Below are 25,160 nucleotides of genomic sequence, written 5' to 3'. Positions count from 1 at the left end.
AGAGCCCCGCCAAAAGGCCAGGCGTTCACTTGATCTATTGACGTAGCTAGAGGCAGCTTCAGCTGCTCCTTCTCCACGGCCTCAGTTGGAGCGACGCCGCGCTCTGCAAGGCCTCCCTGGTAGCCGCCTGTCGCTGCATCCGCGCCCGGATCCACAGGGCGGGAACCGGCGCCAGCGCGGCACAGGCCGCGAATATCCATCCGGTGATGAGAAAGAGGTCGCGGAAGGCCTGCGCGCGCGCCGTCGCCAACACTTCCACGCCGAGCAGGGCCGAAGTCGTGCCGCCCATGTCGCCGGCATGAACCAACGAAGCAACGTTTTCGGCGAGCGTGGCCTGGGCCGCCAGCACATTTGCATCGGCCAGGGCTCCGTCCTGGAACGACACGACCCACTGCGCTTCCTGATGCCCGATGGCGACCACGAGTAGCGCCGTGCCGAAGGCACCGCCCAACTGGCGGATGAAGTTCACGACACTGGATCCCTGCGGCAGTTCTGCGGCGGGCAGGCCATACAGGCTGAGCGCGTAAATCGCTGGAAATATTATCGCCAGTGCGATGCGGCCGAGCATCACCCACAAGCAGACCGAGGTGCTGTCAGTCGCCGCCGTGGCGGCCAGCAGGAACGACGAAAGCGAAAAAAACGCCAGGCCGATCGACAGCATGGCGATTGGCGACCACCGATCGCAGGCGTGACCGCACACGGGAGACGCCAGGGCCATGGCGATCCCTGCAGGCAGCAGCACAGAGCCAGCCGCCGCAGGCGTGAAGCCGGCGACCGTCTGCAGGAACAGCGGAACAAGCAGCACCGAACCGAAAATGCCGAAGCCCAGGACCAGCAGTACGAGGCAGCAGAAGCTGAAGTCGATCCTGGCGAACAGGCCTGGGCTGATCAGAGCCTGCGGATTGAGTATCTGCCGGGCAGTGAAGCACGTTCCGGCAATCAGGCTGGTTCCCAGCAGCAGATCCGCCATCGTCTTCGCGTCCTGCGCGTGCAAGGCGAGACTCGCCATCGCGCAGCCCAGGCTGGTGGTCAGCAACAGCAGCCCCGACCAATCGAAATCATCGGTTCGTCCGCCGGCGCCGGACAACATCCGGCGCGCGAAAGGCAGGCAAGCCAGGCACCACGGGCAAAGCGAGAGGAACATGGCTCTCCACCCGAACTGATCGACCATCCAGCCGGCATAGATGGGCCCTACTGCGGGTGCCAGCAGCATGCCCATACCTACCAGCCCCATGGCCGTGCCGCGTCGATCCGGCGGGAACAGTGGCGCCACCAGCAACAGCGACAACGGCTGCATGAAGCCAGCCGCCGCGCCCTGCGCGATGCGACCAAGGATCAGCATCTCCGGCGACAGTGCGCTCGCGCTGACGACGCTTCCCAGCAGGAAGATGCCAAGGGCGCTGGTCACCGTTATTCGCGGACCGAACCGCTTCCACGCATGGCTGGCGCCCAGCGCGCTGATCGTGGCGGCGAGCAGGGTGCCGCTGCTGAGCAGCTGCGCCTGCTCCAGCCGCATGCCCATCGAAAGCATGATGGCAGGGAGGGCGACGTTGGCCATCGTCAAACCGACGACCAGCGGAAACGTCACGGCGATGGCGAGGCAGACGTAGCCCGCCCGATGCGCGTTCGTGACTTGCCCGGATGCCTGGCCCGACATGGAATTCGACTGCTACAGGATCGAACGCGCAATGCGCACTTCGGCCTGCATGCCCGGACGAAGCAGTCCTTCCTGCACGCGTACGGCGATCCGGACGGGAATCCGCTGGACGATCTTTACGAAGCTTCCATTCGGGGCTGTCGCCGGCAACAATCCGAACTGGCTGGTTGTCGACGTGCCCACGGCCTTTACCACGCCCTCGAAATCCCGATCGGGAAGCCCATCCACGCTGACGGCGACCTTCATGCCGGCGTGGACATACCGCAGGTCGGTTTCCTGGATGTTGGCCTCCAGGTAGACGGCCCTGGGATCGTGTACGAGCATGAGCCGACGTCCCTCCATCACGCGGTCGCCCGGATGGACGAACACGCGGTCGACCGTCGCATCAAAGGGCAATCTGACACGACGCCGCGCGAGCTGCGATCGGATCTGCGATACCCGCGCCCCGAGGGCACGCAGCTCGGCTCGACGCTCCTGAAGTTCCATCCCCCGGGCCGCGATGAGCGCCGCACTCTCGCTGGCGCGTCCGCGCTCGATGAGCGATTGACGCGCATGGATGCTGGCAGAGTTGTGGGCCCGGCGTGCCTCCAGCAATTCCGCCTCTGTGCGTTCGAAGTCGCTGCGCGACACCAGCTGATCGGCCAGCAGCTGACGCGCGCGCGTCAGTTTGTGTTCGCTCAGTTCCAGCGTCTCGGCGCTGATGTCCAGTGCCTCGCCGGCACTCGCTGCGTCGGCGGAAATGCTGAGCGCTTCGCGCCGAACCTCGCCCTTGAGCGCGACTATTTCCTGCGTCAGGCGCGCAACCGTCGCCTGCGCGGCGTCAACCCGGGCCTGCGCTTCAACCAGCGAGTACTCCAGTTCTTCCGAATCCAGAACCACGACCGTGGTGCCGGCAGTGGACCTGGACGCTTCCGTGGCCAGCACGGCGGAAACGCTGCAATCGCAGGGGCTGGCAAGCAGGGCTGGCAAGCCCATGAATCGCGCGTCATCCAGGACGAGATTGGTGTACCTCCCATACATCCAGGCAGCGATCGCGACGATCGCGGTTGCGCTGAGGACGAGTGTGGCCTGCCGCTTGCGCCGCGCGTTGGAAATCGAATCGATGCGCGGTTCCGCGCGGGCACCAGGGGTGCTACTTCCGTCCGACATGTGCGCACGCCTCGGCCAGTTGTGCGGCGACCTCCGGTTCGACCAGCCCGTCTGCCGCGCGACAGATAGCAGCGGCCGTGTCCGTCGATCCTCGGACCAGGGTGTGCAGGTAGTCGTGGAGTCCGTCGGCGAACGAGAGCATGTCCGGGCCCAGCCGCGCGGTGATGTGACGTCGTGCATCCGGCCGCATCCGATATCCGCGCGCCTGGAACAGCAGGCAGCGGAAGCTCAGGCGCGGATCGATCGCTACTTTTCTCGTGTCGGCAGAAATCTCGAACTCGCGCTCCAGGATGTGTCTTTCCGTGCATCCCAGAGGATCAATAAAGCCGTGGCGATGGCTCCAGAAGCCGCAGTTGATCGTCAGATCCCGATTGCGCGCATCCTGCTCCAGCGTGCCAATGCGCGAATAGACGACCTCGGACAACGTTCGCGCATCCGACACGTCGTCCGGCGTGCGCAGCATGGCGATGTCTATTCCGTGACCGTCGGGTCCGACTTTCAGCACGCCAAAACGCGGCAGATACGCGCTGGTGCTGTCTTCGCCCAATAACTGTGCGGTGACCTCGCGGATCCGCGGCAACGCCGCACCGACGGCGATATCGACATCGTTGATGTCGTCTCCTGCAAGCGCATCGCGCACCGCACCGCCGCAGACGTAGGCCTCGTGTCCGGCGGAGGCGAACGCATCCAGCAATGCGCCGACGGTGACTTGCGCACCGTTCGAACCGGCAACCGGCCAGTCCGTCAGTGCGTGCAGCGAGCGCCTCTCCATGTTCAGAACATGCCTCTGAACATCTTGTCGCCCGCATCTCCGTTGGTGGCGGGAAACAGATACCCCTGGGCATCGACGCCATCGGCGACGCGTCCGACCCAGATCGTGTCGAACACACCGCTTCCCTCCAGCCTGCCCAGCGCTTCAGGCGACGCGTAGCCAACGGCAGCCAGCAATCGCAACCCTTCCCATTCTTCCTTCAGCAGGCGACCGAGCGTCGCCAGCGTACCGCCGGTTGCCGCAATGGTGTCCACGAGCAGCAACGTGCTGTCGTCGCGGATCGCGGCGATCCGCTCCACCGCGATCGTCTGGGCATTGGTCAGCCGCTTGGCATGGATCGGCGCCACGGCAACTTCGGGAAAATGCCGGCTGATCCCCACCGCCAGCGGCAATCCGGCCCTGAGGATGGGGCACAGGTAATCAAACGCGACCGATTGGCTTCTGATCCGCTGGCCCAGGGTGGAACCCATGTCGGCGATGAGTCGCTGTGCGTTCAACTGATTGCAGTCCGGGGAGCTGAACTCCTCCAGAGTCGTCGCGATTTCGGGGATATCCACCAGATGAATATGCATCGTGATCTTTCCGTGCTGGGGCGTCGCGCCCGTGGATTACCTAAAGCTGCTCGAACAGGTCGAGGCGCGAACCTGCGAGGTAGTCGGCGAAAGTCAGGTTGTTGATGACCATGTCGAGTATTCCCGCGTCCAGCGTGTCGTCGGCACAGGACTGTCTGAGGTGACGGGCGTGGAGCAGATAGGCGCGCTTGTGTGCACGGTGTCGCAAGTAGTTCCTGCGCTCGTGATATTGCATCGGTAGCCGCGTCATCAATGCGATGCGCTCGGCGGTGCCATGCGGCGACAGCGTGTCGGGCGCAGAAGGCGCGCCGCGTACGAACACGAGCTCCTCGCACTCCGATGCCGTGTGCTCGTAGGCCTTGTTCTGGCTCAGGGCGGCCAGCGAACGCACGTCCAGGGGATGCGGCGCATGCACCACCCGCCCGGTTGCCGGCTGCAACAGTCCGGTTTCGGCACGCAGATAGCGTGCGAGTTCCAGGCTGATCGCTTCTACGAGTTGCCGGTCGGATTCGCCCTTGTGCTGGAGAGCATCGAAGAGCCCCAGCGATAGCTGTCGGAACATCAGGCTGTCGCCAAACAACGTCGGGGCTTCATCCTGATGACGGTGGTCGCGAATCAGCGCCTGCAGATCCCGCTCCAGCTTGGAAAACGGGCCGAAGTACTTGCATCCGTACAACTCCGGAGAGATGCAGGCGCACAGGTAATGGACGAAGTCGTGGAGGTCGTACAGCGCGTCGCCGCAGTCGAAGACATCGGCGGGCGTAATGCCATCGAAGTTCCTCCGGTTCACGAAAACCGCGTTGCGGTCCCGGGCCATCATGCCGTTGCGCGGGAGTCTGATCGGGGAGTAACGCCTGCGGTCGGCGCGGCCATGGATCCAAGCGCAGATCGCGAAGTTGAATAGCCGATTGGTCAGCTGATCGGTCGAGAGTTCCCGCCCCAGCGCATCAAGCAACTCCGGACAATCGCGCGCCATCTCGGCGGCGCCCGCCGCATCGCGGCGGCCCAGGAAGTAGATCGCGCCGTAGCGCTGCGCACTCAGCGCCAACCGCCAGAGTGGGGCGGGCGCCAGCGATCGCAGGAAGGGACGCGAGTGGAACAAGTGCTCGAATGCCGCATCGACGCACTCATTGAACTCTGCCCGAAACGCATCGACCACCGGAAACACGCGGGACAGGTTGGACAGCTGCGGCAGGAAGGGCGGCTCTGGTTTCAGCCATTCCGCCCTGCCGGTTCCGATTGCTCCGCCCACGGCATGCAAGACCGGAAGCCGCGGTGCGGCAGCTCCCGACTGCAATGGAACATCGCGCCCCGTTTTCGCGTGGGCATTCATTTCAGCTTCCTTGCCATGTCGTATCCGTGTGACCCGTCCCTGTGTCCTCGCTTAGTCGGCCTCGACCAATTCGAACGGGTGCTCCTCGACGTAGCGGTCGGCGAGCTGACTCAGGTGCGAAAACGCAAACTGGTATCCGACGGCATCGCAGGAAGACCGTTCGCCGAACCCGTATTCGGCGAAGCACGCCGTGGCGCCGATGTTGCGAGCGAACTCGAGATCCGCGGAGGTGTCGCCGATGACAATGCAGTCTTCGGCGCGAACGCCGACGAACACCGGCGCAATGCGATTGGCAAAAACCGCGGGGTCGGGCTTCTTGGGCTGTCCCGGCTCTTCCGCGAGCACCAGGCTGAAGTAGCTGCGGATGTCGAAGCGCTTGAGGGAACCTTCCACGGCCTCGATTCCCTTGTTGCTGAGCAGTACGAGATCGCCCACTTCACGCAGGCTGGAAAGCGTTTCTTTCGCGCCGTCGAAGAGCGTCACCTTGGATTCGCCGTGTTCGGCGTAACGCTGTCGATAGAAGCCGACCCACTGCTTGAGCGCATCGTCATCCAACGCACCTTCTTCGGTACTACGCAGCTCGTTGATCGTTTCCTGGAGCGTCTTTCCGGTTCCGATCAGTCGCGAAATGTCGTCCTGCGCCGGCACGGAGCTGGAGAATTCCGCGAATGTCGAAAGCAGTGAACCCGAAATCGCCTCGAGCGTGTCACAAAGCGTGCCGTCGTAGTCGAAGATGAAAAGGGGTTTTTTCATGAGTCATGTTCCTTTTGACAAAGTGGATCTGGGCGGACGACAGCATTCCGCGTGCAGTGGCAAGCACTGCATCCAGTCCTGTGTAACGAGAGACCACCCGCTTCAACATGTGTGGTTGAACCAACCACAAGGAGGCAAAGCAGCATGCTGATATCCGCGACCGCAAAGCAACGTCCCGCCGCGTCGGGATATTTTCGCCGGTGCGATCTCTGTTTGTCGAGATCCAATGCAATCAGGTCGTGGTGAACCCGCTTCCACCTAGCCCTACCAAGTGAAGTTGCTCAGGGGCGTGTCGAGCTTCGCCGGCTGCGGCAACTCGGAGAAGAGAACCGCAAGCGCCTCTCGAATTCATTGCGCGGCAATGAGTTAGGGCAGCGCTCGGCCACGTCGTGGATGAGGACCTGGTCGTCGCTGAGCAAGACGCGAGACATCACCCTCCAGCCGCAGTCCGGGCCGACAGGTTGGCGCTGCTCATACGCGGGGCCGGTTGGCTCGCGGATCGAGTCCTTACTGAGGGCGCGAGGCTGCTGCCGTTCACTGCTGCCCACAAACCGTGGGCTTGGGCCCAAGGTTCACGATCAGGTCGCGCGGGCCCGGATCAGTCGCGGAAACGCCCGGGCAACGAGACCCAACTGCGCCAGAACCTCACGCGCCGCGGTCTCGCCCGATTCGCAGCCACCCTCCATGAACCCCTGGGTGTCCAGCGCGCAGTGTTCCCCGGCGAAGTGCAGGCCACCGACAGCCTCGCCCATCACGCCGCGCAGGGTCGACCAGTCACCCGGGCGGAAGCAGGCGTAGCTGCCCCGCACCCACGGCTGCGATGGCCAGTGCATGCGCGCTTCACGTGCACCGGTGCGCGCGGCGGCGGCGCCGGGGAACACGCGGTCAAGCGCGGCGACCGCGGCATCGGCCTGCTGCTTCGCGGTGCCTTCGCCCAGTTCGACGCCGTGGCGACCGCCAGTGAAATTGGTCAGCACGCCGCCGGTTCCGGCCTGCTTGCGCGTGGTTTCCCACGTCGTCTGGAAGGCGAGGTCGCTCATCGACGCGCCATTCGCACCATGGGTGCGCCACACCCGGCTGTCGAAGCCGATCATCAGCTTGGCGTTGGTGCCGTAGGCGAGGTTCGCAATGGCGCTGCGCTTGCGATCGGGCAGGTCGGCATCGATGCGCACGTCGCGCAACAGGGTGAAGGGCAGCGCGAGGATGACGTGGCGGGCCCGCACTTCGCTGGAAGCACCGTCCTTGCGGAACGACAACGCATAGCCGCTGCCGCGCGCGCTGATGGCTTCCAGCGCGTGGCCGCCGTGGATCGCGTCGGACAGTCGATCGCCCAGGCCATGCGGGATCAGGTCGTTGCCGCCGCGTACGTGGAAGCGTTCGTCGCTGACGCCGAAGATGCGGAACGCATCCGGATCGTCGGTGCCGATGAAGGTGAGCAGGTTGAGTGCGGACTGCTGGTCGATCTCCAGGCCCATTTCGGTGGTGTAGGCAACATCCAGCAGCTTGCGCAGCCAGCCGTCGACACCGTTGCGACCCAGCCACTGCGCGATCGATAACTTGTCCAGCGCGACGAAGGCTGGGTTCGCATCGCTTTGGTCCAGGTCGCCATCGCCGAGCGATTCGACATCCCGGATGATCGCCCTGGCGACCGGAACGAACGCTTCGACGATCTCGCGTTCGCCCACGGCGCGGCCGTCGAAATACCAGGTATCGATGTCGCCATCGCCTTCGAGCAGGTCGTCGAGCACCAGTCCCAGCTCGGTCGCCAGCGTGCGGATGCGGGTGTGGTCGGTGTCGATCAGCTCGCCGCCCAGCTCGATCGCCTGCTGTCCGGGGAAGTGTCCGGGCAGGCTGGGCATGCGCCCGCCCACCCGCCCTTGCGCTTCGTACACCTGCACGCGCACACCCGCCTGGCGCAGGCGCCACGCAGCAGTGAGTCCGGCGATGCCGGCGCCGACGATTACGACTTCCTCGCCCGCTGGCGTCATCGGACGTGGCAGCTGCGCGCAACCGCCGAGCACCAGCCCCGCTCCCGCGCCTTGCAGCAGGCGCCGGCGCGTGTCATCGACGCGGAGGGCGCGGCCCTGCTCAAGGAATTCATCCAGCGGCGCGTCCGCATGCGTGGATGCGCGTGCGATGCGCGCGGCGCGCTGCAGCAGCGCGAAAAGCTGAGTGCGTGCCATCCGTCCCCTTCCATCCGTGAGGTCAAGCCTTTTGCCGGCAAAACGCCCGCAGCAAGCAACAACGGCGCGGATTGCCCCAACGCGGACATCCCGTAGCGCCATGCCCCAAGGCAGCGCCATCTACTTTCGCCATAACGGAAAACGCCAATCCGGCGATATCGGGGACAGCCGGCAACACGGGGGTGCGAGGGGCCCGTTCCCCAAAAGCTGCTTCGGCGCGAACACGCCCGCTGGTAACGGTGCCAGCAAGCAATGCAGTCAACGAACGTGGGCGTGGCGCCCTGCACGCCACCTACGCCCGCCCTGGTTTTTCAACTCATCGGGCCGGCAACACACGAGGGACGGCAAGAGCCGCTTCGACGTGAAGTCGTCACGACTCAGTGCCGCCCCGATTGACCGACCATCACCGGCAACCTCCATTGCGTGGCGTGGGCCGCCACGCAAAATGCCGGGTTCAACTTCCAACTGGACTTCAACGTTCCAGCTGAACTTCGTATGCCACGCGGCGTCCGTTCTCTTCACCTTCGATCAGGACCGGCTTTCCGGCCATCAGCGCGTCATAACGTTCCTGGCCCAGCTTGCGGATGATCTTGGCCGCGGTGCGGGAATGATCCTGGCGGAACTCGTAGTAGGTCAGCGGCGACCAGCCCATCAGCGCACGGACTTCGTGCTCGGTGATGCCAACGGCGCGGGCCAGCGAAGCACCCGGCGGGGTACCGGCGGAGGCCGCGCCGGATGCGGCGCCCGCGACCAGCGCGAGCAGCAGGGTTGTCATCAACTTGCGTTTCATCTCGGTGTCCTCGTTTGCGGCGCCCGGAGGACGCCCTCGATCAAACCGATGCACGACGTTGATACGCGATTGACGGCGATGGCGGCATGGACGCGTTCAACTTCAACGCCTGCATGCTGCCGTGGAACAAGGGGAAGGGGCTCGCGCGGTTCGCCATGCACTCCTGGAACGACCCGTAAGGGACCATCCCCTGCGGACCGCCAACGCGCTGCGTCGGCAATGTTGTTATTCCACTTCTGGCGGTCGCGATTACAGTGCCGGAAGTGGTGTGACTAACGTCACTGCGCGTTGCGCTTCCGACAGACGGTGCAACGCACGACGTCGTCATGGCATCGCATGGCAGGACTTGTGCGTATTCAGCGCCTGCAAGGCAACGCGTGCATGGCGTCGCGCCAATTCATGCAGCGCGGGCAACCGACCTTCCGTATCGCATCCGAATTTGCAAAGGATGGCGGAATCCTTGAAGGCAATGCGCGCATGGCGTGCCGCCAACAACGTACTGCCTGCGAACAGAACGTCCCGCATCACTGCGGGGCTTTTCCTGTTGCGCGTGTAGCGATGCAGTGGCCAGGCTGAAGGCAGCACCGCGGCCTCCCTCCGGTCGCGAACGGCTCAACGCGTCACTGTGCGCCGCCGCCGCGTGCCAACTCCCGAGGCGCCGCGCTTACCCGGGCTGCCGCCCGACACACACGGATTTATCGGTCACATGACATCGAATTGGATCGTCTCCGAATCCTCGATCGGGATCTCGAAGGAATTTCCGCCCTGAAGAATTTTCACCACCGCGCCGCTACCTAGGGGGGCGTCCACAAGCAGGATCATGCGCAGCGCCTTGCCTGGAATCCTGCGTGTTTGCGGATTGGCGGCCGAGGCCCCGGCGCCATGCACCCTAGGCCATCGGTCGCCGCAGAAACGGGTTAACCCGTGCGTGCGCCTAACCGCGAATCCGACGACCGCCATTCCATGCCACTGGCCAATCCGCGGCACCGTTGATGACGCGATGACAACACCGGCGCTGGTGCGGGCGGCTTGAAGATCTGGCGAGCGTGCCGCTGTGCGTTCGCGCCACAAAAAAAGATCCCCGCTTTCGCGGGGATCCTTGTTGTTGACGGCGCCGGATTGAACGACGCAGGGTCGCTCGAACCCGGCACCGCAACGGGGTGATACGGCAATCAGAAATCCATGCCGCCCATGCCACCCATGCCGCCACCGCCCGGCATCGCCGGCTCGTCCTTCTTCGGCAGCTCGGCGACCATCGCTTCGGTCGTGATCATCAGGCCGGCGATCGACGCGGCGTTCTGCAGCGCGGTACGCGTGACCTTGGTCGGATCCAGGATGCCGGCTTCGAGCATGTCGACGTATTCGCCAGTAGCGGCGTTGTAGCCGAACGCGCCCTTGCCTTCGATCACCTTGTTGAGGATGACGGAGGGTTCTTCGCCGGCGTTGGTGACAATCTCGCGCAGCGGGGCTTCCATCGCACGCAGCGCGATCGCGATGCCGTGGTTCTGGTCTTCGTTGATGCCCTTCAGGCCCGTGATCGCGGCCTTGGCGCGGATCAACGCGACGCCGCCGCCCGGGACGATGCCTTCTTCGACGGCAGCGCGGGTGGCGTGCAGCGCGTCTTCAACGCGTGCCTTCTTTTCCTTCATCTCGACTTCGGTAGCGGCACCGACCTTGATGACGGCAACGCCGCCAGCGAGCTTGGCCACGCGCTCCTGCAGCTTCTCGCGGTCGTAGTCCGAAGAGGTCTCTTCGATCTGCGCCTTGATCTGCTTGATGCGTGCTTCGATGCCGGTGTGTTCGCCGGCGCCGTCGATGATCGTGGTGTTCTCCTTCGAGACCTGGATCTTCTTGGCGCGGCCCAGATCCTTGATCGTGGCCTTCTCGAGCTGCAGGCCGACTTCTTCGGAGATCACGGTGCCGCCGGTGAGGACGGCCATGTCTTCCAGCATCGCCTTGCGACGATCGCCGAAGCCCGGAGCCTTCACTGCGCAGACCTTGACGATGCCGCGGATGGTGTTGACGACGAGCGTGGCGAGGGCTTCGCCTTCGACTTCCTCGGCGACGATCAGCAGCGGCTTGCCGGCCTTGGCGACGCCTTCGAGCACGGGCAGCAGCTCGCGCACGTTGGAGATCTTCTTGTCGTGCAGCAGGATGAAGGGATCATCCAGCTCGGCCTGCATCGACTGCTGGTTGTTGATGAAGTACGGCGACAGGTAGCCGCGGTCGAACTGCATGCCCTCGACGACGTCGAGTTCATTTTCCAGGCCCGAACCGTCTTCAACGGTGATCACGCCTTCCTTGCCGACCTTGTCCATCGCCTGCGCGATCAGGTCGCCGATGTTGGCGTCGCTGTTCGCGGAGATGGTGCCGACCTGGGCGATTTCCTTGTTGGTCGACGACGGCTTGGAGATCTTCTTCAGCTCGACGACGGCTTCGGTCACGGCCTTGTCGATGCCGCGCTTGAGGTCCATCGGGTTCATGCCGGCGGCGACCGCCTTCATGCCTTCGCGGATCAGCGCCTGCGCCAGCACGGTGGCGGTGGTGGTGCCGTCACCGGCGTTGTCGGAGGTCCGGGAAGCGACTTCCTTGACCATCTGCGCGCCCATGTTCTCGAACTTGTCGGACAGTTCGATTTCCTTGGCGACGGAGACGCCGTCCTTGGTGATCGTCGGGGCGCCGTAGCTCTTCTCGAGCACGACATTGCGCCCCTTCGGGCCGAGCGTTGCCTTGACGGCATTGGCGAGCACGTTCACGCCGCGCAGCATCTTTGCGCGCGCGTCTTCGCCGAAGCGGATTTCCTTCGCAGCCATTGCGATTACCTCAAAAAGTATTCAGTGGAGAAGAAGTGGTTGAAGCTGGAGTCGAAACAGCAGACGCAACGCGCGATCAGGCGATCACGGCGAAGATGTCGTCTTCCTTCACCACCAGGTATTCGGTGCCGTCGAGCTTCACTTCGGTGCCGCTGTACTTGCCGAACAGGACCTTGTCGCCGACCTTGACCTTCGGCGCGCGGACGTTGCCGTTGTCGAAGACCTTGCCGTCGCCGACGGCGACGACTTCACCCTTGATCGGCTTCTCGGTGGCCGAATCCGGGATCACGATGCCGCCCGCGGACAGCTTTTCTTCTTCCATGCGCTTGATGACCACGCGGTCGAACAGCGGCTTGATGTTCATGGCAATCCTCACGTAAGTGATTGAATGAGTGGGGAAAGAATCCCGGCATTAGCAATCACCCGTGGTGAGTGCCAGATCCGGGACGTAGAAAGACCCGGCGAACCGGGACTGCCGGTAAATGGGGCCATGGGAATTGGTTTCAAGGGCGGCCGCTGAGGCCGCCAACCGGTAGTGCCGGCGCCGTCGGATCCGGGCGGAGGCCGGGACGCGGAGGCCAGCCCTCACTACACAGGCAAAAAAAGGTCCGCCAGGCCGGGGGGCGTGGCAGACCGTCAAAAAAAGAACGAGCGCGGACAGGGGTTCGCGCTCGTTCCGGTTTGGAGATGGCCGTCCTCAGCAATGCGCAATCCCGCGCCCCGTCTCCGTACCTGACCTCTTGTCGACGCCAGCGCTCCTTGCCGGACGGGTCCAATTTCCCCACTTCTGCGACGGATGTCCACTATGAAATCGTAGTCATTTAGTTACTATCGGTAACACGTCCATCGAAAATATCTTGCAATTTATGGGCTTTTGTTCGATTCGATGTCACGAGTGGCTACCATAAGCGCACAGCGTAGGGTGTCTATTGATATCGACGTGACTATCGGTAACAAGTAGCGACTTCGGCTCCATTTTTGACCTCACGAAGGACCGGATCCATGACTTCGCAGCAACGCATCCGCCTCGCCCGGCGTCACGCCGGACTGTCCCAGGCCGTCCTCGCCGCCGCCGTGGGCGTGCAACGCAGCGCGGTGAGCCACTGGGAAGCCAACAACGGCAAGCATCCCAGCGTGACCCACATGCGCGAGCTGGCGCTGGCCTGCGGCGTGCAGTTCGAGTGGCTGGCGACCGGGCGCGGCAAGATGAGCCTGTCCCACGATACCGAGCTGGATTCGGTCGCCGCCGCAGACGCGTTGCTGATCGAGGATCCGATCGAGCTGCGCCTGATCCTCGCCTTCCGCGACGCACCCACGCGCTCGCGCGCGCCGCTGGTCGAGGTCATCGAACAGCTGGCGGCGCTGCGGACCGGACGCAAGGCCGGGCTGGCGAAACCCTAGCGGCATGGCGGGATCGTCACCACCTCCGCGTCGCCGGGTACATGGGCCTGATGTCGACGCTACTCGCCTGGCAAGGCCGATCCGCCGGATGCGGCCGCGCGCGAGCGCAACGAAGGGATCTACAGCTTCCAGGGCAACCGTAATCCCTTCATCGACCACCCGAGACAGCGGCAGCCGCGAGACGAAAAAGCCCTGGGCGACCGGGGCTTTTCCTCGGGAATCTCTGAGCAACTGCCGTCATCCCCGCGGAGGGCGGGGATCCAGTGTCTTCAAGCCATTGAAAGCAAAGACACTGGTTTCCCGCCTTCGCGGGAATGACGAGCAAAAGCGGAGTTGCTCAGACCTTCCTTGGTTACTGCCCAGCTTTGCCGGCATTGGTGAAGCCCGCAGCCGGCGATTTTCGGCCGCGGGCGCGGCACTACCCGTGCCGGCTCTTTGAGTTCATGGGGGGCCGGTACAATCGGCCTATGCCGGTCCTGCTCGTCTATTGCACCTGCCCCGATGACGCCAGCGCCGAGCGGATCGCTGCCGCGCTCGTCACCGAGCGCCTGGCGGCCTGCGTGAACCGGCTTCCCGGCGTGCAGTCGACCTACCGTTGGCAGGGCCAGCTCGAAACCGCCAGCGAAGTCCTGCTCCTGGTCAAGACCACGACCGATCATCTGCCTGCGCTGACCGCCCGGGTGCAGGCCCTGCATCCGTACGAACTGCCGGAACTCATTGCGGTCGAAGTCCGCGCTGGCCTCCCCGCCTACCTGGACTGGGTGATCGCGGAAACCTCGCAAAGCGACACCTGATTTCCCGACTGCGCACGTTCGCCCATCCATCAACTACCGACCCGCCGACTCCGCCTTGATGACCTCCACTTCCCCGTCGGCCTGGCGCGCATTCGCCATCTCCATCGTCGTCCTGCTCCTGTCGGGCATCGCCGCTCCCGCGTCGGCCGCCGCGCCTTCATGCACCGACGAAGACAACCTGCTGCCGGTCGAAGAGGCCTTCGTGCTGGACGCGCAGGCAACCGCGCCGGATCGGATCGAACTGCGCTGGAAGATCGCGCCAGGCTGCTACCTCTATCGACACCAGCTGAAGGTGCAGGCCGACGCGGGCTTCGCCGCGCAACCGCCGCGGATTCCCGCAGGCGCGCCGCACCAGGACGAATACTTCGGCCGCGTGGAGACCTACCGCGACGCACTGACCGTGATCGTGCCGGGCACGGCGCGCGCCGCATCGACGACGCTGAAAGTGCGCTACCAGGGCTGCGCCGATGCCGGCGTGTGCTATCCGCCGCAGACGCGCAACGTGACCGTGGCGCTGTCGGGCGAAGCGGGCGACGACACGCCGCTGGTGACCTTTGGCAACAACGCCGGGCGCAGCGCCGGTGCGCCGCTCGGCGGTGGTCTGCTCGGCAATGCCGCTTCCGGTCCGGTCGATGGCGCGCCGCTACCGCCGGAGCAGGCGTTCGGCTTCGAGGCCATCGTCGGCGACGGCAACACCCTGCTGCTGCGCTTCACCCCGGCGCGCGGCTATTACCTGTATCGCGACAAGACCGCGCTGAAGCTCGATGCGAACGCCAGCAAGGCCGGCATCCGTCCGGGCGCGCCGAAATGGCCACAGGGACAGGCGCATCGCGACGAACACTTCGGCAACGTCACGGTGTTCTTCGACCAGATCGATGTCCCGCTGCCACTGCTGCGCACGCGTACCGATGCCGCGAAACTGACGCTCACCGCGACCTTCCAGGGCTGCCAGACCAATGGCATCTGCTATCCGCCGATGACGCGGGCGGTGACGCTGGATGTTCCGAAGGGCGTCGTCTCGACGACGTCGGCGATCGATGCCGCGACGACAACTGCCACGACAACCGCCGCCGCGCCTGATGCGACGCTTGCCGGCGCTTCCGCGACCCAGGCGGGAGCAACGGCCGACGCCGCTTCCGGCCCGACGCCGACGCCATCGACTGTCGCCAGCACCTCGCCCGCGACGGTCGCGCCCTCGTCCGTCGCGCCGCGCGGCGCCAACCTCACCTTGTTCTCCGCGCTCGCGCTCGCGCTGCTGGGCGGACTGGTGCTCAACCTGATGCCGTGCGTGCTGCCGGTGCTGTCGCTGAAGGCGCTGTCGCTGGCGGGCAACGGCGAAGATCCCGCCCGCGCCCGTCGCCACGCGCTCTGGTACACCACGGGCGTGATGCTCAGCTTCGTGCTGCTGGGTGCGCTGGCGCTGGTGTTGCGCCAGGCCGGACTGGCGCTGGGCTGGGGCTTCCAGTTGCAGCAGCCGCTGGTGGTCGCGCTGCTGGCCCTGCTGATGTTCGGCCTGGGCCTGAGCATGTCCGGCGTCTGGCACGTCGGCGGTCGCTGGACCGGCATGGGCCACGCGCTGACGACGAAAACCGGCCCGATGGGCGACTTCTTCACCGGCGTGCTCGCGGTAGTGGTGGCGACGCCGTGCACCGCGCCGTTCATGGGCGCCGCGCTGGCGTGGGCGTTCACCGCGCCGGTGGTGCTCGCGCTGGCGGTATTCCTCGCGCTGGGCCTGGGCCTGGCGCTGCCATTCCTGCTGATCGGCTTCATCCCGGCGCTGGCGCACCGCCTGCCGCGACCGGGCGCGTGGATGGAAACCTTCAAGCAGGTCCTCGCCTTCCCGCTGTATCTCACCGCCGCGTGGCTGGCGTGGGTGCTGGCGCGCCAGCGCGGTGCCGATGCGATCGGCTGGTGGATGGCGGCGGCGGTGCTGCTCGCGTTCGCCGCCTGGGCCTGGACCCGCGCGCGCACCACCGGCCATCGCTGGGCGACCGTTGCCGCGGTGCTCGCGGCGCTCGCACTCATCTGGCCGCTGAGCGTGATCCACACGATGCCGCGCCCGCAGGCGAACGCCCCGCTGGCCGCGCCCAGCGAAGGCATCGTCGCGGTGCCCTTTACCGAACAAAAGCTGGCCGACCTGCGCGCCGCCAACCGCGTGGTCTTCGTCAACATGACCGCCGACTGGTGCGTGACCTGCAAGGCGAACGAGCGCGCCGTGTTCCGCGGAGATGGCTTCCGCGATGCGATGACGCAGACCAACGCCGTCTACATGGTCGGCGACTGGACCGACGTCGATCCGGCACTGACGGCGTTCCTCCAGCACTACAAGGCCGTGGGCGTGCCGTTGTACGTGGTGTTTCCGCGCGGCGGCGGCGAGGGTCGCGTGTTGCCGGTGGTACTGACCACCGACACCGTGCGTTCGGCCCTGCTCGAAGCCGCCGGCACCGCACCCATCACCGCGACGCCGTGAGTCCGACCGCGCGCCTGCTGCTGGTGGCGCTGGCCGCCGCCGGACTGGGCGCCGGGCTCGGCCTGAGGCTCAACGGACCCGGCCCGCTGCTGCGCACCGAGCTGGGCCAGCGCGCGCTGCAGGGCGTGATGTCGGCGTCCGCGCCGGAGCCACCGGCGGGAGTAAAGATCGCCGAACGTGGCGGGATCGTGCCGGCTTTCTCCATCGCCTCGCTCGACGGGACGCGGACCGAGGTACCGAAGGCCTACGCCGGCCGTCCGGTCCTGATCAACCTGTGGGCCAGCTGGTGCGGCCCCTGCGTCCGCGAGATGCCCGAACTGGACCGCTACGCCCGCGCGCAATCGTCGGCGAACGGCACGCAAGTGGTAGGTATCGCCCTGGATGAGCGCGGAGCCGTCCTGGCCTTCCTGCAGCGCACGCCGGTCGCCTACCCCCTTCTCATCGACGCCCCCGGCCCGGCCGATGCCGGCGTGCGCCTGGGCAACCCCAAGGGCGTGCTGCCCTACAGCGTGCTGCTGGGCCCCGACGGCCGGGTCCTGAAGCAGAAGATCGGCCCGTTCCAGCCCGGCGAGATCGAAGACTGGACGCGGCCGTAGGGCGGGCCTTGGCCCGCCGCCCGAACGCGGCAATTGCCTTCGAACGCGGTTTCATTGCGTGGGTAGTTCACGCCGAGCCCTCCCGCCCACCCGACCGCGGGCCAAGGCCCACCCTATTTCAACAAGGCGAACCGGGGCAGAGCCCCGTCCTTGGACCCCAATGGCCTGATTTTTAGAGCGACCACTCCAACAACTGCTTAACTCCTCACAACTTCGCCGATACGGCGCCGAACGTCTGGACACCCATCCCGGCATCGGCCACACTGCCGGCCTTCCGACTTCCGGGTGTCCCGGTCCGACATGGCGAAGCTGCTGGTCCTGCATGGCCCGAACCTCAACCTGCTCGGCACCCGCGAGCCGGAGGTTTATGGCCACACCACGCTCGAGCAGATCGACGGCGATCTGGAGTCGCGCACCCGCGCCGCAGGCTTCGACTTCGACACGCTGCAGAGCAACGCCGAGCACGAGCTGGTCGACCGCATCCAGGCCGCGCGAACGGACGGAACCCGCTTCATCGTGATCAACCCCGCTGCCTTCACCCACACCAGCGTCGCCATCCGCGATGCGCTGGCAGCGGTCGCCATTCCCTTCATCGAAGTGCACCTGTCCAACCCGCACACCCGCGAAGCGTTCCGCCACACCAGCTACTTCAGCGACCTCGCGGTCGGCGTGGTCGCCGGTTTCGGCGCCGACAGCTACCGCTATGCGCTGGACGCCGCGCTGTCCCGACTGGGGCGCGCCGCATGACCCGCCCATTCGCAGCCGTCGCGGCACGCCGCCGCACCTGACCCTTTCCAAGCGCCGGGCGCGCGACGCGCCGGCATCCGAATTTTCCATTCCGACCAGAGGCCCGCTCCATGGACCTGCGCAAGATCAAGAAACTCATCGACCTGCTGGAAGAGTCGAACCTCGCCGAAATCGAGATCAAGGAAGGCGAAGAATCCGTCCGCCTGGCCCGCACGCCCAAGGGCATCGCGATGGCCGCGGCACCGATGTACCAGGCCGCTCCGGCCGCCGCGCCCGCACCGGTGATGCCGATGGCGGGCCCGACCGAAGCCGCCAGCGGTGGCACGCCCAAGGCCAGCGACCTGCCCCCGGGCCACGTCGTGCGCGCGCCGATGGTCGGCACCTTCTACGCCTCGCCGGCTCCGGACAAGCCGGCGTTCGTCAGCGTCGGCCAGGCGGTCAAGGCCGGCGAAACGCTGGGCATCATTGAAGCGATGAAGATGTTCAACCCGATCGAAGCCGACGTCGCCGGCACCGTGGTCAAGGTGCTGGTGGAAAGCGGGCAGCCGATCGAGTTCGATCAGCCGCTGTTCGTGATCGGCTGAGGTCGTACCGATGCTGGACAAAGTCGTCATCGCCAACCGTGGTGAAATCGCGCTGCGCATCCTGCGCGCGTGCCACGCGCTGGGCATCCGAACGGTCGCGGTGCATTCCACCGTCGACCGCAACCTCAAGCACGTCGCCATGGCCGACGAGTCGGTCTGCATCGGCCCCGCGCCGTCGACGGACAGCTACCTCAACATGGCGCAGATTATTGCCGCCGCCGAGGTGACCGACGCGCAGGCGATCCATCCGGGCTACGGCTTCCTGTCGGAGAACGCCGACTTCGCCGAACGCGTCGAGCAGTCGGGCTTCATCTTCATCGGGCCCAAGGCCGACACGATCCGCCTGATGGGCGACAAGGTCGAAGCCATCCGCGCGATGAAGGCCGCCGGCGTGCCGTGCGTGCCCGGCAGTGGCGGACCGCTCGGCGACGATGCCGCGACCAACGTCAAGATCGCGCGCGAAATCGGCTACCCGGTGATCGTGAAGGCGGCGGGCGGCGGCGGCGGACGCGGCATGCGCGTCGTGCATACCGAGGCGCATCTCAACTCCGCGATCCAGACCACCAAGACCGAGGCCAAGGCCGCCTTCGGCAACGACATGGTCTACATGGAGAAATTCCTGGAGAACCCGCGCCACGTGGAGATCCAGGTGCTCGCCGACGGCCAGGGCAACGCGATCCACCTGGGCGAACGCGACTGCTCGATGCAGCGTCGCCACCAGAAGGTCGTGGAAGAAGCGCCGGCGCCGGGCATCACGCCGCAGATGCGCGCGGAAATCGGCAAGGTCTGCGTGGAAGCGTGCATCCGCATCGGCTACCGCGGCGCGGGCACGTTCGAATTCCTGTTCGAAAACGGCCACTTCTACTTCATCGAGATGAACACCCGCATCCAGGTGGAACATCCGGTCACCGAACTGGTCACCGGCATCGACCTGGTGCGCGAGCAGCTCAACATCGCCGCCGGCCACAAGCTGTCGATCAAGCAGAGCGACATCGTGCTCGAAGGCCACGCGATCGAGTGCCGCATCAATGCGGAAGATCCCGACACCTTCATGCCGTGCCCGGGCCTGATCGCGCACTTCCACGCGCCGGGTGGCCCCGGCGTGCGCGTCGACAGCCACATCTACGAAGGCTATCGCGTACCGCCGAACTACGACTCGATGATCGGCAAGCTCATCGTGCACGGCCCCGACCGCGCTACGGCGATCGCCCGCATGCGCGTGGCGCTGAGCGAAATGGTCGTGGATGGCATCAAGACCAACATCCCCCTGCAGCAGCGCATCCTGTCCGACATCGGGTTCCAGCAGGGTGGACAGAACATCCACTACCTCGAGAAGCGACTGAAGGAACAGAAGGAAAAGTCGATCTCAATGGCGTGATTCGATGGCGTGATTCGATGGCGTGAGATTTTTCTTCACGACGACGTGACCCCGCCATCATCGATGGCACATCGCATCCCCGTCCCGCGTCCGCGGGGTGGGATGCGGAGAAGCAAGCCGACACCGGAGTCCTGCGGATGGACTTGCAAGTCTTCATCGGATTGAGCCTCGACGCGACCTTGTTCGACGGTCGCGAACCCGCGTCCGAAGCGCTTGAAGCCCTGCTCGACGAGGCTTCCGCGCAACTGGCGCAACACCTGTGGCCGACCGTGGTCGCGCACGGATCGCCGCTGCGCCAACTGCATGCGACCTGCGGCCTGTACGAGCGCACCGACACCACCGCGCCGCGCGCGCGCCTGCGCCGGCAGGGCGAGCAGTTGGAACTGGAACTGACCATCGATTGGCGGCCCTGGCTCGATCGACCAGCCGTCGACCAGGCCGCCTACGTCGTCGAGCACGTGCTTGTGGCGATCGCCACCGCGCTGGAGGCCAAGCAGCAACGTACGCTCGCCGATGCCTGCCGCGCCTTCCGCCCGTTGTTCGACCTCGACGCGGCGTTGGCGAAGCGACGCGCGTGGCTCGAAGGCTGGGGCGGTGAGCTCGCGCCCAGCGTGACGCTGGCCGCGGACGCCGACGGCCGCGTACGCCAGCTGCAGCCACTCACCCGCCGGCGCGGCACGCTGTGGCTGATGCTGCGCCAGCCCGGCGAGCTGGACGAAGCGGGCGTGAACGAACTTCTCGATCGCATCGAAGCCTTCGTCGCTCAACACGAGCTGGGCCGTAGCGACGGCCGCTCGATCGGCGCGGGCAGCCTCGACATCTCCTTCAAGGTGCGCAACCTGCGCGATGTCGCCACGCAGATGGACGCATTCCTGCGTCGCGACTTCCCGGCTTGCGACTACGTGATCAGCGACGACTTCGAAGTGGTCTTCGCCGCGCCCGACTGATCACGCGATCCGCCAGCGGCCGGTCGCTCCCTCTTTTTTGTTGCCTGATTCGAACCCGGGCTCCGCGCCACGCTGCAACGCAACAGGCACGTCGAACCGGCACACGGCATAGTCACGGCAACCTTCCGATGCGAGGTTCGCCATGACGCCGTCCCGCCCCCTCCTGCGCAGCGGCCTGGCCGTTGCGGTCGCTGCCGGGTTGTTTGCCACCGGGCTGCTCTCCACCGGAATGTTCACGGCGAGCGCCGCCAACAGCCCGAAATCCAGCCGACCCCAGGTCTGGATCGACATCGCCACGCAGGACATGGCCGGCATGCCGCAGATGGGCGGGCTGGGCCGTGCGGCGATGGGCATGTTCGGTGGCGGCGCGGGGCAGAACCACTACGGCGCCACGCGCTACGGTGCGATGCCGGGCAAGTACGTCGACATCGCCGTGTTCAATCCGGCGCATCCCGGTAGCGAAGCGCAGCAGCTGATCCCCGATGGCCTGCAGCTGGGCGCGTCGCTGCCGCTGCTGCCGCCCAGGGCCGAGGTGCACGAACCCGGCGATCCGCAAACCCCGCCGATGCACGACATGAAATCGCGCATCCTCATCTACTGGGGCTGCGGCACCACGGTGCGTCCCGGGCAACCGAAGGAAATCCGCATCGACGTGAAGAACGGACAGGTGCAGATGTCCGGCGCGATGCAGGGCCGCTATGTCCCCGACCGCAGCGCGAAGGTGAATCCCTCCTACGTGCTGTGGCCCAACGATCGCAATCATCCTTCCGTGCCTGACGACGCCTCGCTGCTGGGCGAACACCACATCACCGGCGCAGGCCTGCCCGAATCGCTCAAGTTCACGATGGAGCAGGCGCAGGACTTCATGCCGAAGATCGCGCTCGCAGGACACGGTAGCCTCGACGCCGGACAGACCTGGACCTGGCAGTCGATGCCGCTGGCGCGCGGCTATTTCCTGCACGCCTTCGGCATGAAGGACGACGCGATCGTGCTGTGGAGCAGTTCGGAAACCGCCGACGCCGGCATGGGCGTGCTCGACTACCTGCCGCCGGCGACGGTCGACAAGTGGATCAAGGAGAAGGTGCTGCTCGCACCCACCTCGACCAGTTGCGCCATGCCCGCGGGCATCTTTGCCGGTGGCGAACGCAGCGGTGGCGGCATGTTGCGCATGATCGCCTTCGGCCCCGAAACCAGCTTCGCCTGGCCGCCGAAACCGGCCAATGCCAAGGCCGCATGGAATCCGGAATGGACCGTGCGGGTGCGCAACAAATCCACGACCACCGCGATGCTGGGCATGGACATCGATGCGACCGATGCCGCCCAAGGCGACCGACCCAAGGAAAAGAAGCCGCTTCGCAAACTGCTCAAGGGCATTCTCGGGCACTGACGTCCAGTGGGCGATGCGTAGGCACTCGTCTGGCGCAACGAAGCCGGGCACGGTCGCGTTACCGAACTCCCGGCTTCGCGCGCAGCGACGCGGGTAGCCGCGTCGCCTTCCAATGACAGCCGCGGCGCGGTTACCGTGGCCGCAACACCGATGCAGGGGTCAACCGATGTCGCAGCCGACCGCGTCAACACCGCCGCCGCACGCGGCCGCTTCCGCCCGCATCCGCCGCGAAGCCAAGACCCAGCTCGACACCACCGTCGTCGGCATCGAGCTCACGCTCATCAGCATCATCCAGGGCCTCGCGCTAGGCGTCCTCGCGGCCAGTTCGGTGCAACCGATCCTGCAGCTGCAATGGGAAAGCTGGCCCTACATCCTGACCGGGCTGCTGGTGATCCTGATCTTCTGGTCGCGCTCGCTGATCCACACGTTGTCGTTCATCGGCTGGCCACTGGAATTCGGCCACACCTTCCTCTATTTCGGTGCGACGCTCATCGAAGCCGCCGCGCTCAGCCAGGTCACCGACCCGCGCGCGTGGTTCGCGCTCAACGCGCTCTACGCCGCGGCGGTGTGGGTGCTGTACGGGTGGGACCTGCGCGTGGTGAAGCGACAGTCAGCGGACTTCGGCACGCCCGCCGAACGCGCGCTGCTCGACGACATCCTGCGCGACCAGCGCATCAACATCACCGTGATGATGCCGGCCGCCGTCGCCTTCCAGGGCCTGTGCGCGTGGCTGGTGCACGCGCATCCGCAGGCGATGCTGCAGGGCCGCTGGCACTTGCTGCTGATCGGCGCGACCCTGCTTTTCAGCCTCAATTACCTGTACGGCGGCGTGCGCCTGCTCCAGCGCCGGCAACAGTGGATCCTGGAGCGCAACGTGCGCGAGCGGATCGAGGCCGCCGACGCATGAACGCCGGCCCCCCCGCGCGATGCGGCGGCGATGGGATAATGGCCGCCGTTTTCCGCGGCGACGGCGATGCCCTTCCTCGAACTCACCCTCCCCTGCACCGAAGCCCAGCAGCCGCGCTATGAGCGCGCGCTGGAAGACGTGGGCGCGCTGGCGGTCACGCTGGCCGACGCGCACGCCGATGCACCCGACGAGCAGGCGATCTTCGAACCTGGCGTCGGCGAACAACCGTTGTGGGGCGAACTGACCCTCACCGCGCTGTTTCCGGACGAGACCGACGGGCTGATCCTGCTCGCGGCGCTGGAAGCCTTCGACGACGAACTCGACTGGACCCAGGCGCGCTTCCGCAAGGTCGAGGACCAGGACTGGGAACGCGCGTGGATGGACCAGTACGTGCCGCTGCAGTTCGGCCGCCGCACCTGGATCGTGCCGTGGAACAGCGAACTGCCCGAAGGCGCGCAGGCCGACGATGCCGCGATCGTGCGGCTGGATCCGGGCCTCGCCTTCGGTTCGGGCACGCATCCCACCACCGCGTTGTGCCTGCAGTGGCTGGACACGCTCGCCGACGATGGCGCACTGCGCGACCAGCGCGTGCTCGATTTCGGTTGCGGCAGCGGCATCCTCGCGCTCGCCGCGCTCAAACTCGGTGCCGCGCACACGATCGGCGTCGACAACGACCCGCAGGCGCTGATCGCCACCCACGACAACGCCGAACGCAATGACGTCGCCGATCGCCTCGCGGTGTTCCTGCCCGCCGACGAACCGGTGCAGGCGTATCCCGTCGTGGTCGCGAACATCCTCGCCTCCGCGCTGGTCAGCCTGGCCGATACGCTCACCGCGCGCGTCGCGCCGGGCGGGAAGCTGGCGATGTCCGGCATCCTGGCCGGCCAGGAAGAGGAAGTGATCGCGCGCTACGCGCAAGCCTTCGAGGATCTGCGCGCCGACCGCCTCGAGGACTGGATGCGCGTCACGGGCACGCGCCGCCGCGGCTGACCGCGGTCGCGTCGGCATGGTTGAATAGGGCCCATGTTCGTCGCCTGCCCGCAATGCGGCTTCCTCGTCGCCACGTCCAGCAGCGCGCCGCGCTGTCCGCGTTGCGGCAGCCTGGTCGATACGCGCACGGCCAAGCCGTACGAACCTGCGACCGACCAGGACGACGCGGCGACCGCGCCTGCGGTCGATGACGGTGCCGACGGCGCGACCCAGGACGTCGTCGACAACGAGATCGGCGACAGCGTGGCCGAAGCCACTTCCACGCCCGGCGACGATGACGCCAGCGCCGACGAAGCCGACGCGTCCGCCGAAGTCGCGACCACGCCGACACCCGCCGCGCCGCGCGCACCACGCTCCCGCACTCCACGCGCACGCCACCACGCCCCCAGCTTCGTGCGCCTGCACGCGCCCGCGCCCGAGCGCTCCAGCGGCTGGCGTTGGTGGTCGCTGGTCGGCGGCCTGGGCGTGCTGCTCGTCCTCCAGCTCGCACTGGCGCAACGCGAGACGCTCGCGGCGAGCGCGCGCTGGCGGCCGGCGATCACCGGCCTGTGCACCGTGCTGCGCTGCCAGGTTCCCGCATGGCGCGAACCCGCCGCGTTCACCATGCTCCAGCGCAGCGTGCAACCCAAGCGCGGCAATGCCGGCGTGTTGAACGTCAGCGCCAGCTTCCGCAACGACGCACGCTGGCCGCAACCCTGGCCGACCGTGCTGCTCACCCTGTCCGACATGGACGGCCGCCAGGTCGGCATGCGCGCCTTCACTCCGAAGGAATACAGCGCCGATGGCGGCGAAAAACGCATCGAACCGGGGCAGAGCGCGACCATCCAGTTCGATGTCGTCGAGCCCGCTCGTCAGGTCGTCGCGTTCACATTTGATTTTCACTGAAACGTGACCGAAATCGCGTTGTTGCCAGCGACCCCGGCGCGATAGACTCCCC

General features: G+C 66.1%; 24 protein-coding genes and 1 pseudogene. 13 read left to right on the top strand and 12 right to left on the bottom strand.

Features of this window, described 5'->3' with window-relative positions; all coding sequences use genetic code 11:
- Positions 1-58: 58 nt before the first annotated feature.
- The 11 genes from ACYVD7_RS03950 to groES form a co-directional block, all read right to left on the bottom strand.
- Entirely contained in the window at positions 59-1,657 is a 1,599-nt protein-coding gene (locus tag ACYVD7_RS03950) for a DHA2 family efflux MFS transporter permease subunit (protein ID WP_460759326.1), read from the bottom strand.
- A 12-nt stretch (positions 1,658-1,669) separates the two neighbouring features.
- Positions 1,670-2,806, bottom strand: a complete 1,137-nt coding sequence (locus ACYVD7_RS03945; RefSeq protein ID WP_460759323.1) for an HlyD family secretion protein — start codon at positions 2,804-2,806, stop codon at positions 1,670-1,672.
- On the bottom strand, positions 2,790-3,500 hold the full coding sequence (locus tag ACYVD7_RS03940; RefSeq protein ID WP_460759321.1) for a nucleotidyltransferase family protein: 711 nt from the start codon (positions 3,498-3,500) through the stop codon (positions 2,790-2,792). Before ACYVD7_RS03940 ends, ACYVD7_RS03945 begins: the two co-directional genes overlap by 17 nt.
- Before the next feature lie 80 nt (positions 3,501-3,580).
- Positions 3,581-4,150 carry a uracil phosphoribosyltransferase gene (locus ACYVD7_RS03935; RefSeq protein WP_460759318.1) on the bottom strand — a complete coding sequence of 190 codons (570 nt, stop codon included), beginning with the start codon at positions 4,148-4,150 and terminating at the stop codon, positions 3,581-3,583.
- A gap of 40 nt (positions 4,151-4,190) precedes the next feature.
- A complete protein-coding gene (locus ACYVD7_RS03930; protein ID WP_460759316.1) occupies positions 4,191-5,483 on the bottom strand; it encodes a hypothetical protein in 1,293 nt (430 codons plus the stop codon).
- 51 nt (positions 5,484-5,534) lie between these two features.
- On the bottom strand, positions 5,535-6,236 hold the full coding sequence (locus tag ACYVD7_RS03925) for an HAD family hydrolase (protein ID WP_460759313.1): 702 nt from the start codon (positions 6,234-6,236) through the stop codon (positions 5,535-5,537).
- 578 nt (positions 6,237-6,814) lie between these two features.
- Positions 6,815-8,419: a flavin monoamine oxidase family protein gene (locus ACYVD7_RS03920; RefSeq protein ID WP_460759311.1), complete on the bottom strand. Its 1,605-nt coding sequence runs from the start codon at positions 8,417-8,419 to the stop codon at positions 6,815-6,817.
- 472 nt (positions 8,420-8,891) lie between these two features.
- Positions 8,892-9,209, bottom strand: coding sequence for a hypothetical protein (locus ACYVD7_RS03915; RefSeq protein ID WP_460759308.1), 318 nt, complete (start codon positions 9,207-9,209; stop codon positions 8,892-8,894).
- A gap of 324 nt (positions 9,210-9,533) precedes the next feature.
- The gene (locus tag ACYVD7_RS03910) at positions 9,534-9,794 is read right to left on the bottom strand and encodes a hypothetical protein (RefSeq protein WP_460759305.1); all 261 of its coding nucleotides are present in this window, start codon (positions 9,792-9,794) and stop codon (positions 9,534-9,536) included.
- 587 nt (positions 9,795-10,381) lie between these two features.
- Entirely contained in the window at positions 10,382-12,022 is a 1,641-nt protein-coding gene (groL, locus tag ACYVD7_RS03905) for a chaperonin GroEL (protein ID WP_460759302.1), read from the bottom strand.
- Positions 12,023-12,098: 76 nt separating this feature from the next.
- Positions 12,099-12,386: a co-chaperone GroES gene (groES, locus tag ACYVD7_RS03900; protein WP_386746458.1), complete on the bottom strand. Its 288-nt coding sequence runs from the start codon at positions 12,384-12,386 to the stop codon at positions 12,099-12,101.
- A 638-nt stretch (positions 12,387-13,024) separates the two neighbouring features.
- Here groES and ACYVD7_RS03895 point away from each other — a divergent pair.
- The 9 genes and pseudogenes from ACYVD7_RS03895 to ACYVD7_RS03855 all read left to right on the top strand — a co-directional run bounded on the left by ACYVD7_RS03895 (position 13,025) and on the right by ACYVD7_RS03855 (position 20,939).
- Positions 13,025-13,423 carry a helix-turn-helix domain-containing protein gene (locus ACYVD7_RS03895; protein ID WP_460759300.1) on the top strand — a complete coding sequence of 133 codons (399 nt, stop codon included), beginning with the start codon at positions 13,025-13,027 and terminating at the stop codon, positions 13,421-13,423.
- Positions 13,424-13,458: 35 nt separating this feature from the next.
- Positions 13,459-13,741, top strand: a pseudogene (locus tag ACYVD7_RS03890) (endonuclease); the annotation flags it as partial.
- A gap of 149 nt (positions 13,742-13,890) precedes the next feature.
- The gene (gene cutA, locus ACYVD7_RS03885) at positions 13,891-14,217 is read left to right on the top strand and encodes a divalent-cation tolerance protein CutA (protein WP_460759298.1); all 327 of its coding nucleotides are present in this window, start codon (positions 13,891-13,893) and stop codon (positions 14,215-14,217) included.
- Between the two features lie 58 nt (positions 14,218-14,275).
- A complete protein-coding gene (locus tag ACYVD7_RS03880) occupies positions 14,276-16,687 on the top strand; it encodes a protein-disulfide reductase DsbD family protein (protein ID WP_460759295.1) in 2,412 nt (803 codons plus the stop codon).
- Complete coding sequence (locus ACYVD7_RS03875) at positions 16,684-17,283, top strand: TlpA family protein disulfide reductase (protein ID WP_460759293.1); 600 nt, start codon at positions 16,684-16,686, stop codon at positions 17,281-17,283. Before ACYVD7_RS03880 ends, ACYVD7_RS03875 begins: the two co-directional genes overlap by 4 nt.
- A gap of 300 nt (positions 17,284-17,583) precedes the next feature.
- Positions 17,584-18,030 (top strand): type II 3-dehydroquinate dehydratase, encoded by a 447-nt coding sequence (gene aroQ / locus ACYVD7_RS03870; protein ID WP_460759290.1) that lies wholly within the window; start codon positions 17,584-17,586, stop codon positions 18,028-18,030.
- A gap of 110 nt (positions 18,031-18,140) precedes the next feature.
- On the top strand, positions 18,141-18,614 hold the full coding sequence (gene accB / locus ACYVD7_RS03865; protein WP_460759288.1) for an acetyl-CoA carboxylase biotin carboxyl carrier protein: 474 nt from the start codon (positions 18,141-18,143) through the stop codon (positions 18,612-18,614).
- A gap of 10 nt (positions 18,615-18,624) precedes the next feature.
- Complete coding sequence (gene accC, locus ACYVD7_RS03860; protein ID WP_460759285.1) at positions 18,625-19,992, top strand: acetyl-CoA carboxylase biotin carboxylase subunit; 1,368 nt, start codon at positions 18,625-18,627, stop codon at positions 19,990-19,992.
- 137 nt (positions 19,993-20,129) lie between these two features.
- Complete coding sequence (locus ACYVD7_RS03855; RefSeq protein WP_460759282.1) at positions 20,130-20,939, top strand: hypothetical protein; 810 nt, start codon at positions 20,130-20,132, stop codon at positions 20,937-20,939.
- On the opposite strand, the gene ACYVD7_RS03850 is transcribed toward ACYVD7_RS03855, so the two are convergent.
- Positions 20,940-21,083 (bottom strand): hypothetical protein, encoded by a 144-nt coding sequence (locus tag ACYVD7_RS03850; RefSeq protein ID WP_460759279.1) that lies wholly within the window; start codon positions 21,081-21,083, stop codon positions 20,940-20,942. It abuts the gene before it with no gap.
- Here ACYVD7_RS03850 and ACYVD7_RS03845 point away from each other — a divergent pair.
- From ACYVD7_RS03845 to ACYVD7_RS03830, 4 genes are all read left to right on the top strand, one after another.
- On the top strand, positions 21,082-22,326 hold the full coding sequence (locus ACYVD7_RS03845) for a hypothetical protein (RefSeq protein WP_460759276.1): 1,245 nt from the start codon (positions 21,082-21,084) through the stop codon (positions 22,324-22,326). The genes ACYVD7_RS03850 and ACYVD7_RS03845 overlap by 2 nt on opposite strands.
- A gap of 166 nt (positions 22,327-22,492) precedes the next feature.
- Positions 22,493-23,233, top strand: a complete 741-nt coding sequence (locus ACYVD7_RS03840; RefSeq protein ID WP_460759273.1) for a hypothetical protein — start codon at positions 22,493-22,495, stop codon at positions 23,231-23,233.
- A 66-nt stretch (positions 23,234-23,299) separates the two neighbouring features.
- Positions 23,300-24,223: a 50S ribosomal protein L11 methyltransferase gene (gene prmA / locus ACYVD7_RS03835; RefSeq protein WP_460759271.1), complete on the top strand. Its 924-nt coding sequence runs from the start codon at positions 23,300-23,302 to the stop codon at positions 24,221-24,223.
- Between the two features lie 33 nt (positions 24,224-24,256).
- Positions 24,257-25,108, top strand: coding sequence for a DUF3426 domain-containing protein (locus ACYVD7_RS03830; protein ID WP_460759268.1), 852 nt, complete (start codon positions 24,257-24,259; stop codon positions 25,106-25,108).
- Positions 25,109-25,160: the final 52 nt, after the last annotated feature.

The sequence above is a fragment of the Lysobacter fragariae genome (assembly GCF_054779775.1).
Note: the sequence above shows the minus strand (reverse complement) of the source record. Positions and strands in the feature narration are given on the sequence as shown.